Here is a 16849-nt window from a genome sequence, read left to right on the forward strand (position 1 = left end):
GACGGGAAAGTAGTATACCCGAACACGACGAGCGCCACAAACTTTCATTCTCCGTCTCCACTCCAGGCCATGACAAACATAAGGAGTGAGAAAATAGCCCCTTTTGGGTAAATGTTTTTGACGCAAATCAAGCGCTTGTCATTTAAAAAATCACACAAATTGCGCTTGATCGCAAAATCTCGTTAGAGATCATGTTCCTGGCGTTTTACTTCCTGCCAGACTTCTTCCATCGCGTCGAGGTCAATCCCGCTCATTTCCAGGCCGCGCGAGGCCACAATCCGCTCAACTTCGCGAAAGCGTCGCTCGAATTTAATGTTCGCTTTTTGCAGGGCGGTTTCCGCTTTTACACCGAGGTGGCGCGAAAGGTTGACGGTCGCAAACAGCAGATCGCCCATCTCCTCTTCCAGCTTTGCTTCATCCACAACGGCCTGCTGCGCTTCATGCATCACTTCGTCGATCTCTTCGTGCACTTTTTCCAGCACCGGGCCGAGAGAGTTCCAGTCAAACCCTACCGCCGAGCAGCGCTTTTGAATTTTGTGCGCGCGCATCAGCGCGGGAAGGTTCAGGGGAATGTCGTCCAGCGCCGAGTGCTGGGATTTTTCAGCGCGTTCGGCGCTTTTTATCTGCTCCCAGCGCGCCAGCACTTCCGCACTGTTGCCTGCGGAGGCATCGCCAAAAATATGCGGATGACGACGCTCCAGCTTGTCGCTGATAGCGGCGCAGATATCGTCAAAGTTAAAGCGCCCCTCTTCCTGCGCCATCTGCGCGTAGAACACCACCTGGAACAGCAGGTCGCCCAGCTCACCGCGCAGGTCGTCGAAATCTTCGCGCGAAATCGCGTCCAGCACTTCGTAGGTCTCTTCCAGCGTGTAAGGCGCAATGGTGGCGAAAGTCTGCTCTTTATCCCACGGGCAGCCGTTTTCCGGATCGCGCAGGCGTTTCATGATGCCAAGCAGGCGGTCGATTTGAGTCATAACAGATTCCATTAAATGCCTGAGCCGGGTGGCGGCGTTGCCTTACCCGGCCTACAGAAGAGGATGTTTAGCCGCCGTGCAGACGACGCGCGTCAATCACATCCGGCACCTGATTCAGTTTGCCGAGTACGCGGCCCAGCACCTGAAGGTTATAGATTTCGATAGTCATATCGATGGTGGCAAGCTGCTCGCGGGTATCGCTGCGGCTGGCAACGCCCAGCACGTTGACCTTCTCGTTGGCGAGAATGGTGGTGATGTCGCGCAGCAGGCCGCTGCGGTCGTTGGCAGTGACGCGCACCACCAGCGAGTAACCCGCCGAGTAGCTCTCCCCCCAGACGGCTTCCACGATACGTTCCGGCGCATGCGATTGCAGCTCTGCAAGCTGATCGCAGTCGGAGCGGTGAATCGAGATCCCACGCCCCTGGGTGATAAAGCCGACAATATCGTCTCCCGGGATCGGCTGGCAGCAGCGGGCAATATGGTGCATGAGGTTACCCACCCCTTCAACCACCACGCGGCCATTGTCCTTACTGCGCTGCTGCGGAGCGTAGGTTTTCTGCTGGAGTTGTTTCAGCGCTGCCGCATCCTGCTCCGCTGCGCTTGGCTTGTTGAACTGCGCTTGCAGGAAGTTCACCATCTGGTTCAGGCGGATATCGCCGCCACCAATCGCCGCTAACAGTTCGTCGAGCTCGTTGAAGTTGTAGCGCGGCAGCAGGAATTTCTCCGCCTCTTTCAGGCTTATCCCGATATGTTCCAGCTCGTCGTCCAGGATCTGACGACCGGCAAGGATGTTCTTGTCACGATCCTGCTTGCGGAACCAGGCGTGGATTTTAGAGCGCCCACGGCTGGTGGTAACGTAACCGAGGTTCGGATTCAGCCAGTCGCGGCTTGGGTTTGGCTGCTTCTGGGTGATGATTTCAATCTGATCGCCCATCTGGAGCTGGTAGGTAAACGGTACGATACGTCCGCCGATCTTCGCCCCGATGCAACGGTGTCCCACATCGCTGTGGATGTGGTAGGCAAAATCGAGCGGCGTGGAGCCTGCCGGCAAATCAACCACGTCCCCTTTCGGGGTAAAGACGTAGACGCGATCATCGAAGACCTGACTGCGCACTTCGTCGAGCATTTCGCCGGAGTCGGCCATCTCTTCCTGCCACGCAATCAGCTTACGCAGCCAGGCGATACGGTCCTCGTGACCGGAGCGACCGCCACCGGAGGTACCCTCTTTGTATTTCCAGTGCGCCGCCACGCCCAGCTCGGCGTCTTCGTGCATCTGTTTGGTACGGATCTGAATTTCCACCGTTTTGCCGCCAGGGCCGAGCACCACGGTATGAATAGACTGATAGCCGTTTGGTTTGGGGTTGGCGACGTAGTCATCGAACTCATCCGGCAGATGGCGGAAGTGAGTATGCACTATCCCCAGCGCGGCATAGCAGTCCTGGAGACGCTCCGCCACGATACGTACGGCGCGCACGTCAAACAGCTCGTCAAAGGCGAGATGTTTCTTCTGCATTTTGCGCCAGATGCTGTAGATGTGCTTTGGACGCCCGTAGACCTCGGCGCGCACATTCTCCTCTTTCATCGACTGGCGCAGCCCGCTGACAAATTCCTCGATATAGTGCTCGCGGTCAATGCGGCGTTCGTGCAGCAATTTTGCAATGCGTTTGTATTCCGCCGGATGCAGATAGCGGAAGCAGTAATCTTCCAGCTCCCACTTCAGTTGCCCGATACCGAGACGGTTCGCCAGCGGCGCATAGATATTCGTACACTCTTTAGCGGCCAGGACGCGCTCGTCTTCCGGCGCATCCTTCACTTCACGCAGATGGGCAACCCGTTCGGCCAGCTTGATAACCACGCAGCGGAAATCATCTACCATCGCCAGCAGCATGCGACGGACGTTATCCACCTGCTCGGAAGAGACAGAGTCCGTTTGCGCGGCTTTAAGCTGACGAATGGCTGCCATGTCACGCACGCCGTGGATAAGCGCCACGACGGACTGGCCGACGCTTTCACGCAGGACGTCTTCCGTCACCACGTCGGCGTCCGCCAGGGGGAACAGCAGTGCGGCCTGTAGCGTTTCGATATCCATGTTCAGCATGGAGAGAATTTCAACCATCTCCACGCCGCGCCACAACAGCAATTCAGCGTCCGGATGCCCCTGCGTTGTGCGTAAACAATAGGCCCAGGTTTCGGTTAAGCGTTCACACGACTGCTGGCTGGAAATCCCCAGACTTGCGATCCATTTTTGAGGGTCAAACTCACCAGCTTTATTTAAATGTGCACTTCTTACCGCAACCATCGTCCTCTCCTTTAGGGACAAGGGCCTGTCGAAGTCGACAAGCCAAACTCATTAGATGTGCTCGAACAACACCATCGATTCCAGATGACCAGTGTGCGGGAACATGTCCAGCATTGCCAGACGTCGAATCTGGTAACCCCCGCTCAATAATGCTTCGCTGTCACGGGCAAGCGTCGCCGGGTTACAGGAAACATAGACCACGCGTTCAGGCGCGAGTTTAATTATATGCTGCATCACGCCCGGCGCACCTGCGCGCGCCGGGTCGAGCAGGATCTTATCAAAGCCCTGCTTAGCCCACGGTTGCTGAGTAACATCATCCTCAAGATTTTGATGAAAGAATGTCACATTTTGCAAGCCGTTCTGTTGGGCGTTTTCCTGGCCTTTCACCACCAGCGCCTCAACGCCTTCCACCCCGACCACGCTTGCTGCTTTGCGGGCCAGCGGCAGGGTAAAGTTCCCCATACCGCAGAACAGATCGAGCACCCGATCGGTGGGCTGTACGTCCAGCCACGCCAGCGCGTTCGCTATCATCTGCTGGTTCACGCCGTCGTTAACCTGGATAAAATCCCGCGGGCTGAACGTTAAGCGTAGCCCGTCTGACGCATACCAGGGCGCTTCTCCGCTGACCTGCTCAAGTATCTCGCTTTGCGGCGCGAGGAAAAGCGCAAGCTCATGAGAATGCGAAAAGCGTTCCAGTTTTTCGCGATCTGCCTTTGACAGCGGCGCGGTGTGGCGCAGCACCATCAGCGGGCCACTGTTGGCCAGCACCAGTTCGACATGGCCCAGCGAACGCACGCCATCCAGCGATGCAAGACAGTGGTGCACGTCCGGAAGCAACGCCTCAAGATGGGGCACCAAAACAGGGCACTGCGTGACAGAGACGATATCGCTGGAGCCGGCTTTGCGAAAACCCATCTCCAGCCGCTCGGTTTTGGGCTGGTAGCTGAGGCTCAGGCGAGCGCGGCGACGGTAGCCCCAGGGCCGATCGGCAATGATGTCATTCACGTCGTGTCCGACCAGGCGAGCCAGCGCGCTGCTTTTACTTTTTTGCTGTAATTCTGTGCTGGCATGCTGTTGCTGGCAGCCACCACAGACGCCAAAATGGGGGCAGCGAGGCGTCACACGCTCCGGGCTATCATTAAGACGGCGCTTGACCTGACCGCGCGCATACTGACGTTTGTCTTCCGTCAGCGTAATATCTGCGCGTTCTCCTGGCAGCAAACCTGTGATAAACAGTGTCTTACCCTTGTGACGCGCCACCCCCTGTCCAAAAGGATCGAGGTCCGTGGCTTCAACAGTTATGATCTGACGCGTCGTCACGCGTCGTTTTGCAGAGTAGAATTGCGCCATCGCCGAGATTGTTCTCAAATAAACATAATTAGCCTGATTGTCCCATAACGGAACTCCATGACCAACTACAGCCTGCGCGCGCGCATGATGATTTTGATCCTCGCTCCTACCGTTCTCATCGGTTTGCTGCTGAGCATTTTCTTTGTGGTGCATCGCTATAACGATTTGCAGAGACAGCTTGAAGATGCCGGGGCCAGCATTATCGAACCGCTGGCCGTCTCCAGCGAGTACGGTATGAACCTGCAAAACCGTGAATCCATTGGTCAGTTAATCAGCGTGCTGCACCGCCGTCATTCAGAGATTGTGCGCGCTATTTCCGTTTACGATGAGCATAACCGTCTGTTCGTCACCTCGAATTTCCATCTGGATCCCACGTCGCTGAAAATCCCGGATGGTACCCCCTTCCCGCGTCATCTTACGGTGTTGCGGCGCGGCGATATCATGATCCTGCGCACGCCGATTATCTCCGAAAGCTATTCACCCGATGAATCCGCCCAGTCCGATGCGAAGTCCAGCAATAATATGCTGGGATATGTGGCGCTGGAGCTGGATCTTAAGTCGGTACGGCTCCAGCAGTACAAAGAAATATTCATCTCCGGCGTGATGATGCTGTTCTGCATCGGCATCGCGCTGATCTTCGGCTGGCGACTGATGCGCGACGTCACGGGGCCTATCCGCAACATGGTGAATACCGTTGACCGGATCCGCCGGGGTCAGCTCGACAGCCGCGTGGAAGGCTTTATGCTCGGCGAGCTGGATATGCTGAAAAATGGCATCAACTCAATGGCGATGTCGCTGGCGGCTTATCACGAAGAGATGCAGCACAACGTTGACCAGGCCACCTCTGACCTGCGCGAAACGCTGGAGCAGATGGAGATCCAGAACGTGGAGCTGGATCTGGCGAAAAAACGTGCGCAGGAGGCGGCACGTATTAAGTCTGAGTTCCTGGCGAACATGTCGCACGAGCTGCGCACGCCGCTGAACGGGGTGATTGGCTTCACCCGTCTGACGCTCAAAAGCGAGCTGAACCCGACCCAGCGTGACCATCTGCATACCATTGAACGCTCAGCCAACAACCTGCTGACCATTATTAACGACGTACTGGACTTCTCGAAGCTGGAAGCGGGCAAGCTGATTCTGGAGAGTATTCCCTTCCCGCTGCGCAGCACGCTGGATGACGTGGTCACGCTTCTTGCCCACTCATCGCATGATAAGGGTCTGGAACTGACGCTCAATATTAAAAATGACGTGCCGGATAACGTCATTGGCGACCCGCTGCGCCTGCAACAGGTCATTACCAATCTGGTGGGCAACGCGATTAAGTTCACCGAGAGCGGCAACATCGATATTCTGGTCGAAAAAAGGGCGCTCAGTAATAACAAAGTCCAGATTGAAGTGCAGATCCGGGATACCGGCATCGGTATTCCGGAGCGCGATCAGACGCGTCTGTTCCAGGCTTTCCGCCAGGCCGATGCGAGCATTTCCCGTCGTCACGGCGGAACGGGCCTGGGGCTGGTGATCACCCAAAAGCTGGTGAAAGAGATGGGAGGCGATATCTCCTTCCATAGCCAGCCTAACCGGGGCTCAACCTTCTGGTTCCATATCAACCTTGATCTTAACCCGAACGTGCAGACCGACGGCCCGGTCACCGGCTGCCTGAAGGGGATGCGTCTGGCCTATGTGGAACCGAACGCCGCGGCGGCGCAGTGTACGCTTGATGTATTAAGCAGCACGCCGCTGGAGGTCATCTACAGTCCGACCTTCTCCGCGCTGGCGAACGATCATTACGATATCCTGTTGTTGGGGATTCCGGTGACGTTTACCGGAGAACTGACCATGCAGCAGGAACGCCTGGCGAAGGCGGCCTCAATGACGGACTACCTGCTGCTGGCGCTGCCGTGCCACGCCCAAATCAACGCCGAAGAGCTGAAAAACGACGGAGCGGCGGCGTGTCTGCTGAAACCCCTCACCGCCACACGGCTGTTACCTGCGTTGACCGAATATTGCCGTCTGACGCATCAGTCCCTGCCGCTGGAAAACGACGAACATAAGCTGCCGATGACGGTGATGGCCGTGGACGATAACCCGGCGAACCTGAAGCTGATTGGCGTGCTGCTTGAGGATCAGGTTCAGCATGTTGAGCTGTGTACCAGCGGCGCCGAAGCCGTGGAACAAGCCAAACAGATGCAGTTCGACCTGATCCTGATGGATATTCAGATGCCGGGCATGGACGGCATCCGCGCCTGCGAGTTGATTCGCCAGCTTCCGCACCAGCAGCAGACGCCGGTGATTGCCGTGACGGCGCACGCGATGGCGGGGCAAAAGGAGAAACTGCTGGGTGCGGGCATGAACGATTATCTGGCGAAACCGATCGACGAAGAGAAGCTGCACAGCCTGCTGCTGCGCTACAAGCCGGGGCACATTGGCGGGACATACACCATTACAGCTGAATCGCCGGAGATCAGCGTTAACCAGAATGCCACGTTTGACTGGCAACTGGCGCTGCGCCAGGCGGCAGGCAAACCCGATCTGGCCCGCGATATGCTGCAAATGCTGGTGGACTTCCTGCCTGAGATCCGTAACAAGGTTGAAGAACAGCTGGTGGGTGAAAACCCCGAAGGACTGCTGGAAGCCATTCATAAACTGCATGGCAGCTGCGGCTACAGCGGCGTACCGCGGTTGAAAAATCTCTGCCAGTTGCTTGAACAGCAGCTCCGCGCGGGTACGCCAGAATCCGATCTCGAACCGGAGTTCCTGGAGCTGCTGGACGAGATGGACAACGTGACGCGGGAAGCAATGAAGGTGTTGGGGAGCTAAGACAAAAGCCCGGTGGCGCTTCGCTTACCGGGCTTACAGGAGCACGAACGTTAACGCGACATCCCCCGCCCCATCTTTATCACCGCTGCAATATTCCTTGCGGCCATCTGTACATTCTGTTGCGCATTTTCCAGCGCATCCTCCAGCGAGCAGATGGTGTAAATCACGCTGAATACGGCATCCAGTCCGTGCTCATGCACCACGCCAACATCCGCCGTCAGGCTGCCGGCAATGCCGATAACCGGCTTGTTATAGCGTTTCGCAACTCTCGCCACGCCAACGGGCACTTTGCCGTGGATCGTCTGGCTGTCAATACGCCCTTCGCCCGTGATCACCAGATCGGCGTCCGCGACCTGTTCATCAAGATGCAGGGCATCGGTGACAATCTCAATCCCCTGACGGAGCTGTGCGCCGCAAAATGCATACAGCGCCGCCCCCATTCCGCCAGCCGCACCGCCCCCCGCCAGGTTTAAGACGTCAATATCCAGATCCCGGGCGATAATTTTTGCGTAATGCGCCAGCGCGTTGTCCAGCGTCCTGATCATCTCCGGCGTCGCCCCTTTCTGCGGACCAAATACCGCAGAAGCGCCTGTCTCGCCGATCAGAGGGTTGGTTACATCGCAGGCCACTTCAATTCGACAGTCTGCCAGCCGCTTATCCAGCCCGCTAAGATCGATATGCGCAAGGCTTGCCAGTTCGCCGCCGCCCGGCCCTACGGGCTGCGCTTTCGCATCCAGCAGTTTTACGCCCAGCGCCTGCACCATGCCTGCGCCACCGTCATTGGTCGCGCTGCCTCCAATGCCAATAATGATATGCTTTACGCCCGCATCCAGCGCATGACGGATCAGTTCCCCGGTTCCCCAGGAGGTGGTGATTAACGGGTTACGCTTTGCGGGAGCAACAAGCTCCAGACCGCTCGCTGCCGCCATCTCGATAAAGGCGCTTTTCCCGTCTCCGGATAACCCGAAAAACCCTTCCACGCGTTCACCCAAAGGCCCGGTAACGGGAACATGGACAAGACGCCCATGCGTGGCTGCCACCATCGCTTCCACCGTCCCTTCGCCACCATCGGCAACCGGTAATTTGACATAGTCCGCTGACGGGAAAATGTCGCGAAAACCGACCTCTATCGCTGTCGCCACCTCCAGCGCGCTCAAGCTTTCCTTATACGAGTCCGGAGCGATAACAATTTTCATAAGCCATCCTTACGCATGTTAGTTACGTTAAGCATACACCACGTAAGGGACCACTCATGGGAGCGGTCCCAATGCGCTTATCGTACCATGCACGGACGTTTATTGTCGAATGTCCACTCTGGGATCAGGTATTGCATCGCCAGCGCGTCATCACGCGCCCCCAGGCCGTGTTTCTGGTACAGCTCATGCGCTTTCATGACCTGGTCCATATCCAGTTCTACGCCCAGACCCGGCGTAGCAGGAACCTGTACCATACCGCCTTTGATTTCAAACGGCTGTTTGGTCAGGCGCTGGTTGCCCTCCTGCCAGATCCAGTGGGTGTCGATGGCGGTAATGTTGCCCGGCGCGGCAGCCGCCACGTGGGTGAACATCGCCAGCGAGATGTCGAAGTGGTTGTTGGAGTGCGAGCCCCAGGTCAGGCCGAACTCATGGCACATCTGCGCCACGCGAACCGAGCCCTGCATCGTCCAGAAGTGCGGGTCTGCCAGCGGAATGTCCACCGATTGCAGCGAGAGCGTGTGCCCCATCTGACGCCAGTCGGTCGCGATCATGTTGGTGGCGGTTGGCAGCCCGGTGGCGCGACGGAACTCCGCCATCACTTCACGTCCGGAGAACCCCTGCTCTGCACCGCACGGATCTTCTGCATAGGCCAGCACGCCTTTAAGCTGCTTACCGATTTTTATCGCCTCATCAAGCGGCCAGGCACCGTTCGGATCCAGCGTGACGCGCGCCTGCGGGAAGCGCTTCGCCAGCGCGGCGATCGCCTCTGCTTCTTCTTCACCCGCCAGTACACCGCCTTTCAGCTTGAAGTCATTAAAGCCATATTTTTCATACGCGGCTTCCGCCAGGCGCACTACCGCATCCGGGGTCATCGCTTCATCGTGACGCACACGATACCAGTCGCATTTTTCGTCCGGCTGGCTCTGGTACGGCAGCGGGGTGAGTTTGCGGTTGCCGATAAAGAACAGGTAGCCGAGCATTTCCACTTCGCTGCGCTGTTGGCCGTCGCCCAGCAGGGAGGCGACATTGACGCCAAGATGCTGGCCCAGCAGATCCAGCATCGCGGCTTCAATGCCCGTGACCACATGGATAGTGGTGCGCAGATCAAACGTTTGCAGACCACGGCCACCCGCATCACGATCGGCAAAGGTCGTACGCACGCGAGTCAGCACATTTTTGTACTCGCCCAGCGTTTTACCCACCACCAGCGGAATGGCGTCCTCCAGCGTTTTACGGATCTTCTCCCCGCCCGGGATTTCACCGACACCGGTATGCCCTGAGTTGTCCTTGATCACCACAATATTACGGGTGAAGAACGGCGCATGAGCGCCGCTCAGGTTCATCAGCATGCTGTCATGTCCCGCGACAGGAATGATCTGCATGGAGGTGACTACAGGGGTAGAAAATGTGCTCATCGTTCGATCCTTTTATCAGTGACGTCCAAATACAGGGCGCTTACGGTCAAATGTCCAGCCGGGGATAAGGTACTGCATCGGGCCTGCGTCGTTGCGCGCGCCGCCCGGCAGTTTTTTATACGCTTCATGCGCCTTGTGGATCTGATCCCAGTCAAGCTCCACGCCTAGCCCCGGCGCATCCGGTACGGCAATTGTGCCGTTTTTGATTTCAAGTGGATTTTTGGTCAGGCGCGCTTCGCCTTCCTGCCAGATCCAGTGCGTATCGATGGCGGTCGGGTTGCCCGGCGCCGCCGCGCCAACGTGGGTAAACATCGCCAGCGAAATGTCGAAATGGTTATTGGAGTGGCAGCCCCAGGTGAGCCCCCAGTCATCGCACAGCTGCGCCACGCGCACCGCGCCGGAAAGGGTCCAGAAGTGCGGGTCCGCCAGCGGTATGTCCACCGCATTCAGCATCACCGCATGGCCCATTTCACGCCAGTTGGTGGCGATCATGTTGGTCGCAACCGGCAGCCCGGTAGCGCGGCGGAATTCGGCCATCACCTCGCGGCCAGAAAATCCCTGCTCGGCGCCGCACGGATCTTCCGCGTAGGTCAGCACGTCGCCCAGCCCTTTGCACAGCGTGATAGCTTCATCCAGCAGCCAGGCGCCGTTCGGATCGACGGTGATGCGTGCCTCCGGGAAGCGTTTTTTCAACGCGCGCACGCTGTCAATCTCCTGCTCGCCGGGCAGAACGCCGCCTTTCAGCTTGAAGTCTTTGAAGCCGTAGCGATCCTGCGCCGCCTCTGCAAGGCGTACCACCGCCTCGCCAGAGAGCGTCTCCTGATGACGCAGGTGATACCACTCGTGGCTGCCCGGCGAGCGTTCCAGATACGGCAGATCGGTTTTCGTCCGGTCGCCAACGTAGAACAGATAGCCCAGCACCGTTACCGCATTACGCTGTTTGCCTGGCCCCAGCAGTTCGCAGACCGGCACGTTCAGCGCCTTGCCCAGTAAATCGAGGAGGGCCGCCTCCAGCGCCGCCACCGCGTTAACGCGCAGTTCAAACGTCCAGGCGCCTTTGCCGAAGGTATCAAAATCCGCCGACTGGTTACCCTTATGCACCCGCTGAACCACCTTGTTCAGGCGGGCGACCTCCTGCCCAACCACCTGCGGGATGGCGTCGACCAGCGTCTGGTAAATCACCTCTCCGCCAGGCGCTTCCCCGACGCCAGTATTCCCTGCGCTGTCGGTCAGCACCACAATGTTGCGGGTGAACCAGGCGTTATGCGCGCCACCAATGTTGAGCAGCATGCTGTCCTGCCCCGCCACCGGAATGACCTTCATCTCCGTCACGATCGGGCTTGATTGCGTTGTCATCATCCGCGCTCCCCAACAGGTTTCAGTTCGATTCGTTTGATGTCACCCACCAGCACCAGATAACTGAGTACCGCCACCAGCGCATGGACGCCTACATAAATCAGCGCGCCGTTGAAGGAGCCAGTGGTGCCGACGATGTAACCGATAGCGATTGGGGTGACAATGCCGGAAATGTTGCCAAACATGTTGAACAGACCGCCGCTCAGGCCGCTGATCTCTTTCGGCGCGGTATCTGCCATCACCGCCCAGCCCAGTGCGCCAATGCCTTTACCGAAGAAGGCCATCGCCATAAAGCCGATAATCATCCACTCCGCGCTGACATAGTTACAGAACACCATGGTCATGGAGAGCAGCATGCCGAGCACGATTGGCGTTTTACGCGCAATATTCAGCGAACCGGTACGACGCATCAGCCAGTCGGAGATGACCCCGCCAAGCACCCCACCCACGAAGCCGCAGATGGCCGGCACGGAGGCGACAAACCCCGCCTTCAGAATCGACATCCCGCGTGCCTGCACCAGGTAAACCGGGAACCAGGTGATAAAGAAGTAGGTTAAGGCGTTAATGCAGTACTGGCCGAGATAGATACCGATCATCATTCGTGAGCCGACGAGCTGTTTGATCTGCCCCCATTTCTGGCTGAACGGAACTTTAGCTTTCTGGGTTTTCTGATCCATGTTGATCAGCGCCCCACCTTCAGCAATGTAGTCCAGCTCTTTCTTGTTAACGCCCGGATGCTGGTTTGGTTCGTGGATCACTTTCAGCCAGATGAAGCTGATGACGATCCCCAGCCCGCCCATGAAGAAGAAGACGTGCGACCAGCCCACTTCGTGCGTCAGCCAGCCCATGATTGGCGCGAAAATAACCGTCGCAAAGTATTGCGCCGAGTTAAAGATGGCTACCGCCGTTCCCCTCTCCTGCGCCGGGAACCAGGCGGCCACAATACGGCTGTTGCCAGGGAACGATGGCGCTTCCGCTAAGCCCACCAGGAAGCGGAGGGTAAAGAGCGCAATGATAATGCCGAAGCCGCTGAAGATATCCACGAAGCCCTGTAACAGGGTAAACATCGACCAGATGAAAATGGACCAGAAATAGACCCGTTTTGAACCAAAGCGGTCCAGCAGCCAGCCGCCAGGGATTTGGCCGATTACGTAGGCCCATGAAAATGCGGAGAAAACATAACCCATACCTACCGGATCAAGTCCGATGTCCTTTGCCATCTCAGAGCCGGCAATGGATAACGTGGCACGGTCGCCGTAGTTGAAAGAGGTGACGATAAACAGCATCACCACTATCCAGTAGCGGGCGTTGGTGCGCTTCTCAGCGCTGCTCGCCGCGTGGCTTAATGTACTCATTGTTGCACTCCTGAAACATAGCTTTCGCCTGGTTCATTCTGTACAGCACCTGTAGGGTAATCAGAATGAGAGATTTGTGTTTGGTTTTGGTACGGCCAGAAGCCGTTTTATAGTGACGGGAAAAGTATATGAAGGAGTGCCTCTTCACCTCACCGTGCAAAAACACAGTATTGAAGGGCGTGAGGGAGGTTGTTTAGGGCATAAGCCCAGAGGAGTGGAAGGTGGTTCACGGAAATGGCGTTTGGGGCGGGGTGTAATGCCGGGTGGCGGCTACGCCTGACCCGGCCTGGCGTTTGTATAGTACAGGGTTAGTTCAGGAGCGTTGCCCAGTGTTCAACCCAGGGATTTGACTCGCTTTCTGGCTCAGGGTGTTCACCCGCATCAATCAGCAACATCTCTCCGACGCGCTGAGCGCTCTGTTCCTGCAACAGCGCGTCGAACTGCTTACCGCCGCCGCAGAAATTAGCGTAAGAGCTATCGCCGAGGGCGATGATGCCATAGTGAACATCTGGCTGATAGCCAAGCTGGTCTTTAATGCCCTGGAAAAGCGGGACGATGCTGTCCGGCAGATCGCCCTGCCCGGTGGTGGAGGTCACCACCAGAATGTATTTATCTTTATACTTTTCCCAGTCCGCCAGCTCCGGATCTTCATAGACCGTTGCTTTATGGCCCTGGTTTACGAGGATTGCTTCCGCTTCCTCCGCCACCAGCAGCGAGTTGCCGTACATCGTGCCGACAAAAATGCCTACTTCAGCCATGCTTTGCTCCCGTAATTATTGCGCTTGCTGTTCATCCTGAACGTTGCCTGCGGCAAACTCAACCCTTTCATTTTCGGGGAGTTGTCCCAGCCAGCCAAACTGTGACAGCGCCTGCATCCAGACCTCGTCCAGCCCCGCGCGAATAGTCAGCGGTTCGCCGGTAAACGGGTGCGTCAGGCGTAGCTCGCTGGCGTGCAGCATCAGCCGGTTACAGCCAAAGTGCTCGGCCGCGCTGCGGTTCTGGCGCAGATCGCCGTGCTTGCTGTCGCCGATAATCGGGTGGCGCAGGTGCGCAAGGTGACGGCGAAGCTGGTGCTTGCGCCCGGTTTTGGGCAAAAGCTCAACCAGACTGTATCGCGTGGTCGGAAATTTGCTGGTCGCCACCGGCAGTTCTGTGGTCGCCATACCGCGATAGTCGGTCACCGCAGGCTGCGGGCCTTTATCTTCGCGGGCAAATTTATCGGCGATTTTATCCAGTTCCTCCACCAGCGGATAATCAAGCGTGGCGGAATCCGTCAGCCAGCCACGCACGATGGCGTGGTAGCGCTTTTGCATCTGGTGGTGCTCAAACTGCTGCGAAAGCAGTCGACCCGCCTCACTGGAAAGCCCCATCAGCAGAACGCCAGAGGTTGGCCGATCCAGACGATGGGCAGTAAAGACGTGCTGACCGATCTGATCGCGCACGGTTTGCATGACCACGACTTTCTCATCGCGATCGAGCCAGCTACGGTGCACCAGCCAGCCGGACGGTTTATTCACCGCCACTAACCACTCATCCTGATAAAGGATCTCAAGCGTCATGCATCGTCACCGGCGAAAAGCGCATCGAGCTTTTCCAGCTCCACCTGCATCATGGCACGCACCGGGTGGGTCGCTTCCAGCGCCATTTCGTAATAGGGAGAGACGGCAAAAGACGCGGGCAACGCGTGACCACCTTCCAGCAGCGCGTGCATACGCGGAATTAAGACCCACTGGAGCCACTCGAACGGGGCCAGCGTATCCAGACAAAACGGTTGGGTGCTGGCGAACGCGTCTGGCTGCGGCGCGTTATCCTGCCACAGCTGATGCTGGCGCATAAGGGCTTCGATGGCGTGCAACTGCGCACGAACGTTGTCATGATGCGACATATATACCTCAACTGAAAAACGGAATGGCGCGAAGCATAGCATTGCGGACGACAGAAATAAAAAAAGGGAGCACTGTAAAAACAGTGCTCCCGGTTCGTTTCGCAGCATTCCAGCTACAATACGTGCTCCCTGCTCATCCGTGACAACTTTTCCTGATGCCCGAAGGCCTGGTCATCCCTTTACCTTTTGCTTCCTGCTCACATCGTCCTGATGTGTAGGTTTCATCCTGAAACGTCCTGGCCATCCTGACCCACCGACCATCCTGACCGGCTCTCGTTCTCCTTCCTGGAGGTGTCCCTTACGCGTCCTGCGTGATCCACTTTGCTTCATCCTGAAGCCTTCCTGCGGCGTCATCCTGACGTGTTCCTGGTAAGAAACGCCATCATCCTGATGTTCGTTTCTCGTGTCGGCATCCTGTCGACACAGATAGAATCCGCTATTCTGCTTCGTCTTACAACCCACCTTGTGAGCAATGTAAGCCAGGCGAAACGGGGGATTTCCTTTCAGAAAACCACTAACTTGTTGAAAGAGAAGTTAATATTAATCTGAAATTCCTAAGACAATGCTAATTGTTTCGGCGATGTCTCACAGAGCGTGTAAGAGATCTCTCACACGCCCAGTAGCATCATGGATTACAGAAGCGGCTCAATTCGGGTAAGAAAATCCGCAAGTGAAGGCGCGAGAACGTCGCGATTGCGGGTGCCGAGCGTCTCTTTGATGACCTCGCCAGACAGATTGCAGACTGAAATGACGTCCAGTTCACTGTCGAGCGTCGCAATAAAGAGAGTCGGAGAGAGCTTAAGGCGTTTTTGCGTGACCAGGTGACCAATGAGGTTTTCCTGAACGCGTTGCAGATCGTCTTCGCTCCAGGTTTGCAGCAGCGTCAACGGCTGTCCTGCAAAACATGCAGTCATATCCCCGGCAAACTGCGTGGTATAAAATGCATGAAGCGCAGGTTGTATCACAATGTCCATCGCGCGTTCAACCGCATTTACATTCTGCTCGCCCGTGAACGGTTTCGGTTGCCAGATAACGTAATCATCCTGCGAAGCGATAATGCACGGTGACGGCACGCCATATAAGTCAGTACTTTGCGGCCACGTCCCCCGCTTTTCATGCCAGGCATCGCAATAGCGGGACGTGAAGGACGTCAGGGCATTTGCAGTTTCGATATCCACCGATTTCTCTCTTCTTGTAAGACAGGATAAACTCAGCCCATAAGTGTACCTGTAAAGTGGCTATGAAACATGTCTTACGAAAATCATCAGGCGTTAACGGGCTTAACGCTGGGTAAATCGACCGATTACCGCGACACCTACGATGCAAGCCTGTTGCAGGGCGTGCCGCGCAGTCTGAACCGCGATCCGCTCGGGCTGCACGCTGACGCGCTGCCGTTTGTCGGCGGCGACATCTGGACGCTGTACGAACTCTCCTGGCTGAATGCGCGCGGTCTGCCGCAGGTGGCCGTGGGCCACGTCGAGCTGGATTACGCCAGCGTAAACCTGGTCGAATCCAAGAGCTTTAAGCTCTATCTCAACAGCTTTAACCAGACCAAATTCAACAGCTGGGACGAGGTACAACAGACGCTTGAACGTGATTTAAGCGCGTGCGCGCAGGGGAACGTAACCGTCTCGTTATACCGTCTGCATGAGCTGGAAGGACAGCCTGTCGCCCATTTCCACGGCACCTGCATCGACGATCAGGAGATTGAGGTGGAAAGCTATGAATTTAGCACCGACTACCTGGAAAACGCGGCGGGCGGAAAAGTGGTCAACGAGACGCTGGTCAGCCATCTGCTGAAATCCAACTGCCTTATCACCCATCAGCCGGACTGGGGCTCGGTACAGATCCAGTACCGCGGCCCGCAGATTGATCGTGAAAAGCTGCTGCGTTACCTGGTGTCATTCCGTCATCACAACGAATTCCACGAGCAGTGCGTGGAGCGCATCTTCAACGACATCCAGCGTTTCTGCCAGCCCGAAAAGCTGAGCGTTTACGCCCGCTACACCCGTCGCGGCGGTCTGGATATCAATCCGTGGCGCACCAATACCGATTTTGTGCCTGCCACCGGACGGCTGGTGCGCCAGTAAGATAAATATTTTCACAATATGCGGGCGGTATTCCGCCCGAAGTGTTGTGAAACGTCATAAGCCAGGGCTATTGTAATCAACAGGGAAAGACGATAATCGTCCCATAAGGAGC

13 protein-coding genes are annotated in these 16849 nt (G+C 56.9%); 2 read left to right on the top strand and 11 right to left on the bottom strand.

Annotated features, from left to right (window positions below):
- Nucleotides 1–182 precede the first annotated feature (182 nt).
- The 3 genes from mazG to rlmD all read right to left on the bottom strand — a co-directional run bounded on the left by mazG (nt 183) and on the right by rlmD (nt 4623).
- Nucleotides 183–974: a nucleoside triphosphate pyrophosphohydrolase gene (gene mazG / locus L463_RS01545; protein WP_017382826.1), complete on the bottom strand. Its 792-nt coding sequence runs from the start codon at nt 972–974 to the stop codon at nt 183–185.
- A gap of 67 nt (nt 975–1041) precedes the next feature.
- A complete protein-coding gene (gene relA, locus L463_RS01540; RefSeq protein ID WP_003862722.1) occupies nt 1042–3273 on the bottom strand; it encodes a GTP diphosphokinase in 2232 nt (743 codons plus the stop codon).
- 51 nt (nt 3274–3324) lie between these two features.
- Nucleotides 3325–4623, bottom strand: a complete 1299-nt coding sequence (gene rlmD / locus L463_RS01535; RefSeq protein ID WP_032102903.1) for a 23S rRNA (uracil(1939)-C(5))-methyltransferase RlmD — start codon at nt 4621–4623, stop codon at nt 3325–3327.
- A 57-nt stretch (nt 4624–4680) separates the two neighbouring features.
- On the opposite strand from rlmD, the gene barA reads away from it, so the two are divergent.
- Complete coding sequence (gene barA / locus L463_RS01530) at nt 4681–7440, top strand: two-component sensor histidine kinase BarA (protein WP_003862726.1); 2760 nt, start codon at nt 4681–4683, stop codon at nt 7438–7440.
- A gap of 50 nt (nt 7441–7490) precedes the next feature.
- Here barA and L463_RS01525 read toward each other — a convergent pair whose 3' ends face one another.
- The 8 genes from L463_RS01525 to syd form a co-directional block, all read right to left on the bottom strand.
- Nucleotides 7491–8636: a glycerate kinase gene (locus L463_RS01525; protein WP_032102905.1), complete on the bottom strand. Its 1146-nt coding sequence runs from the start codon at nt 8634–8636 to the stop codon at nt 7491–7493.
- 77 nt (nt 8637–8713) lie between these two features.
- The gene (gene gudD / locus L463_RS01520; protein WP_032102906.1) at nt 8714–10051 is read right to left on the bottom strand and encodes a glucarate dehydratase; all 1338 of its coding nucleotides are present in this window, start codon (nt 10049–10051) and stop codon (nt 8714–8716) included.
- Nucleotides 10052–10066: 15 nt separating this feature from the next.
- Nucleotides 10067–11407, bottom strand: coding sequence for an enolase C-terminal domain-like protein (locus L463_RS01515; RefSeq protein WP_032102955.1), 1341 nt, complete (start codon nt 11405–11407; stop codon nt 10067–10069).
- Nucleotides 11407–12762 carry a galactarate/glucarate/glycerate transporter GudP gene (gene gudP, locus L463_RS01510; RefSeq protein WP_003862734.1) on the bottom strand — a complete coding sequence of 452 codons (1356 nt, stop codon included), beginning with the start codon at nt 12760–12762 and terminating at the stop codon, nt 11407–11409. The genes L463_RS01515 and gudP overlap by 1 nt, the downstream gene beginning before the upstream one ends.
- A gap of 308 nt (nt 12763–13070) precedes the next feature.
- A complete protein-coding gene (locus L463_RS01505) occupies nt 13071–13520 on the bottom strand; it encodes a flavodoxin (RefSeq protein ID WP_023295346.1) in 450 nt (149 codons plus the stop codon).
- 15 nt (nt 13521–13535) lie between these two features.
- A complete protein-coding gene (truC, locus tag L463_RS01500) occupies nt 13536–14321 on the bottom strand; it encodes a tRNA pseudouridine(65) synthase TruC (RefSeq protein WP_023295347.1) in 786 nt (261 codons plus the stop codon).
- Nucleotides 14318–14647: a YqcC family protein gene (locus L463_RS01495; RefSeq protein WP_032673309.1), complete on the bottom strand. Its 330-nt coding sequence runs from the start codon at nt 14645–14647 to the stop codon at nt 14318–14320. Before L463_RS01495 ends, truC begins: the two co-directional genes overlap by 4 nt.
- 632 nt (nt 14648–15279) lie before the next feature.
- The gene (syd, locus tag L463_RS01490; protein WP_032102909.1) at nt 15280–15825 is read right to left on the bottom strand and encodes a SecY-interacting protein; all 546 of its coding nucleotides are present in this window, start codon (nt 15823–15825) and stop codon (nt 15280–15282) included.
- A 69-nt stretch (nt 15826–15894) separates the two neighbouring features.
- Here syd and queF point away from each other — a divergent pair, with 69 nt between their 5' ends.
- Nucleotides 15895–16737, top strand: coding sequence for an NADPH-dependent 7-cyano-7-deazaguanine reductase QueF (gene queF, locus L463_RS01485; RefSeq protein ID WP_032102910.1), 843 nt, complete (start codon nt 15895–15897; stop codon nt 16735–16737).
- Nucleotides 16738–16849: the final 112 nt, after the last annotated feature.

Source organism: Enterobacter sp. BIDMC 27, assembly GCF_000534415.1.
Classification (GTDB): Bacteria; Pseudomonadota; Gammaproteobacteria; order Enterobacterales; family Enterobacteriaceae; genus Enterobacter; species Enterobacter hormaechei_C.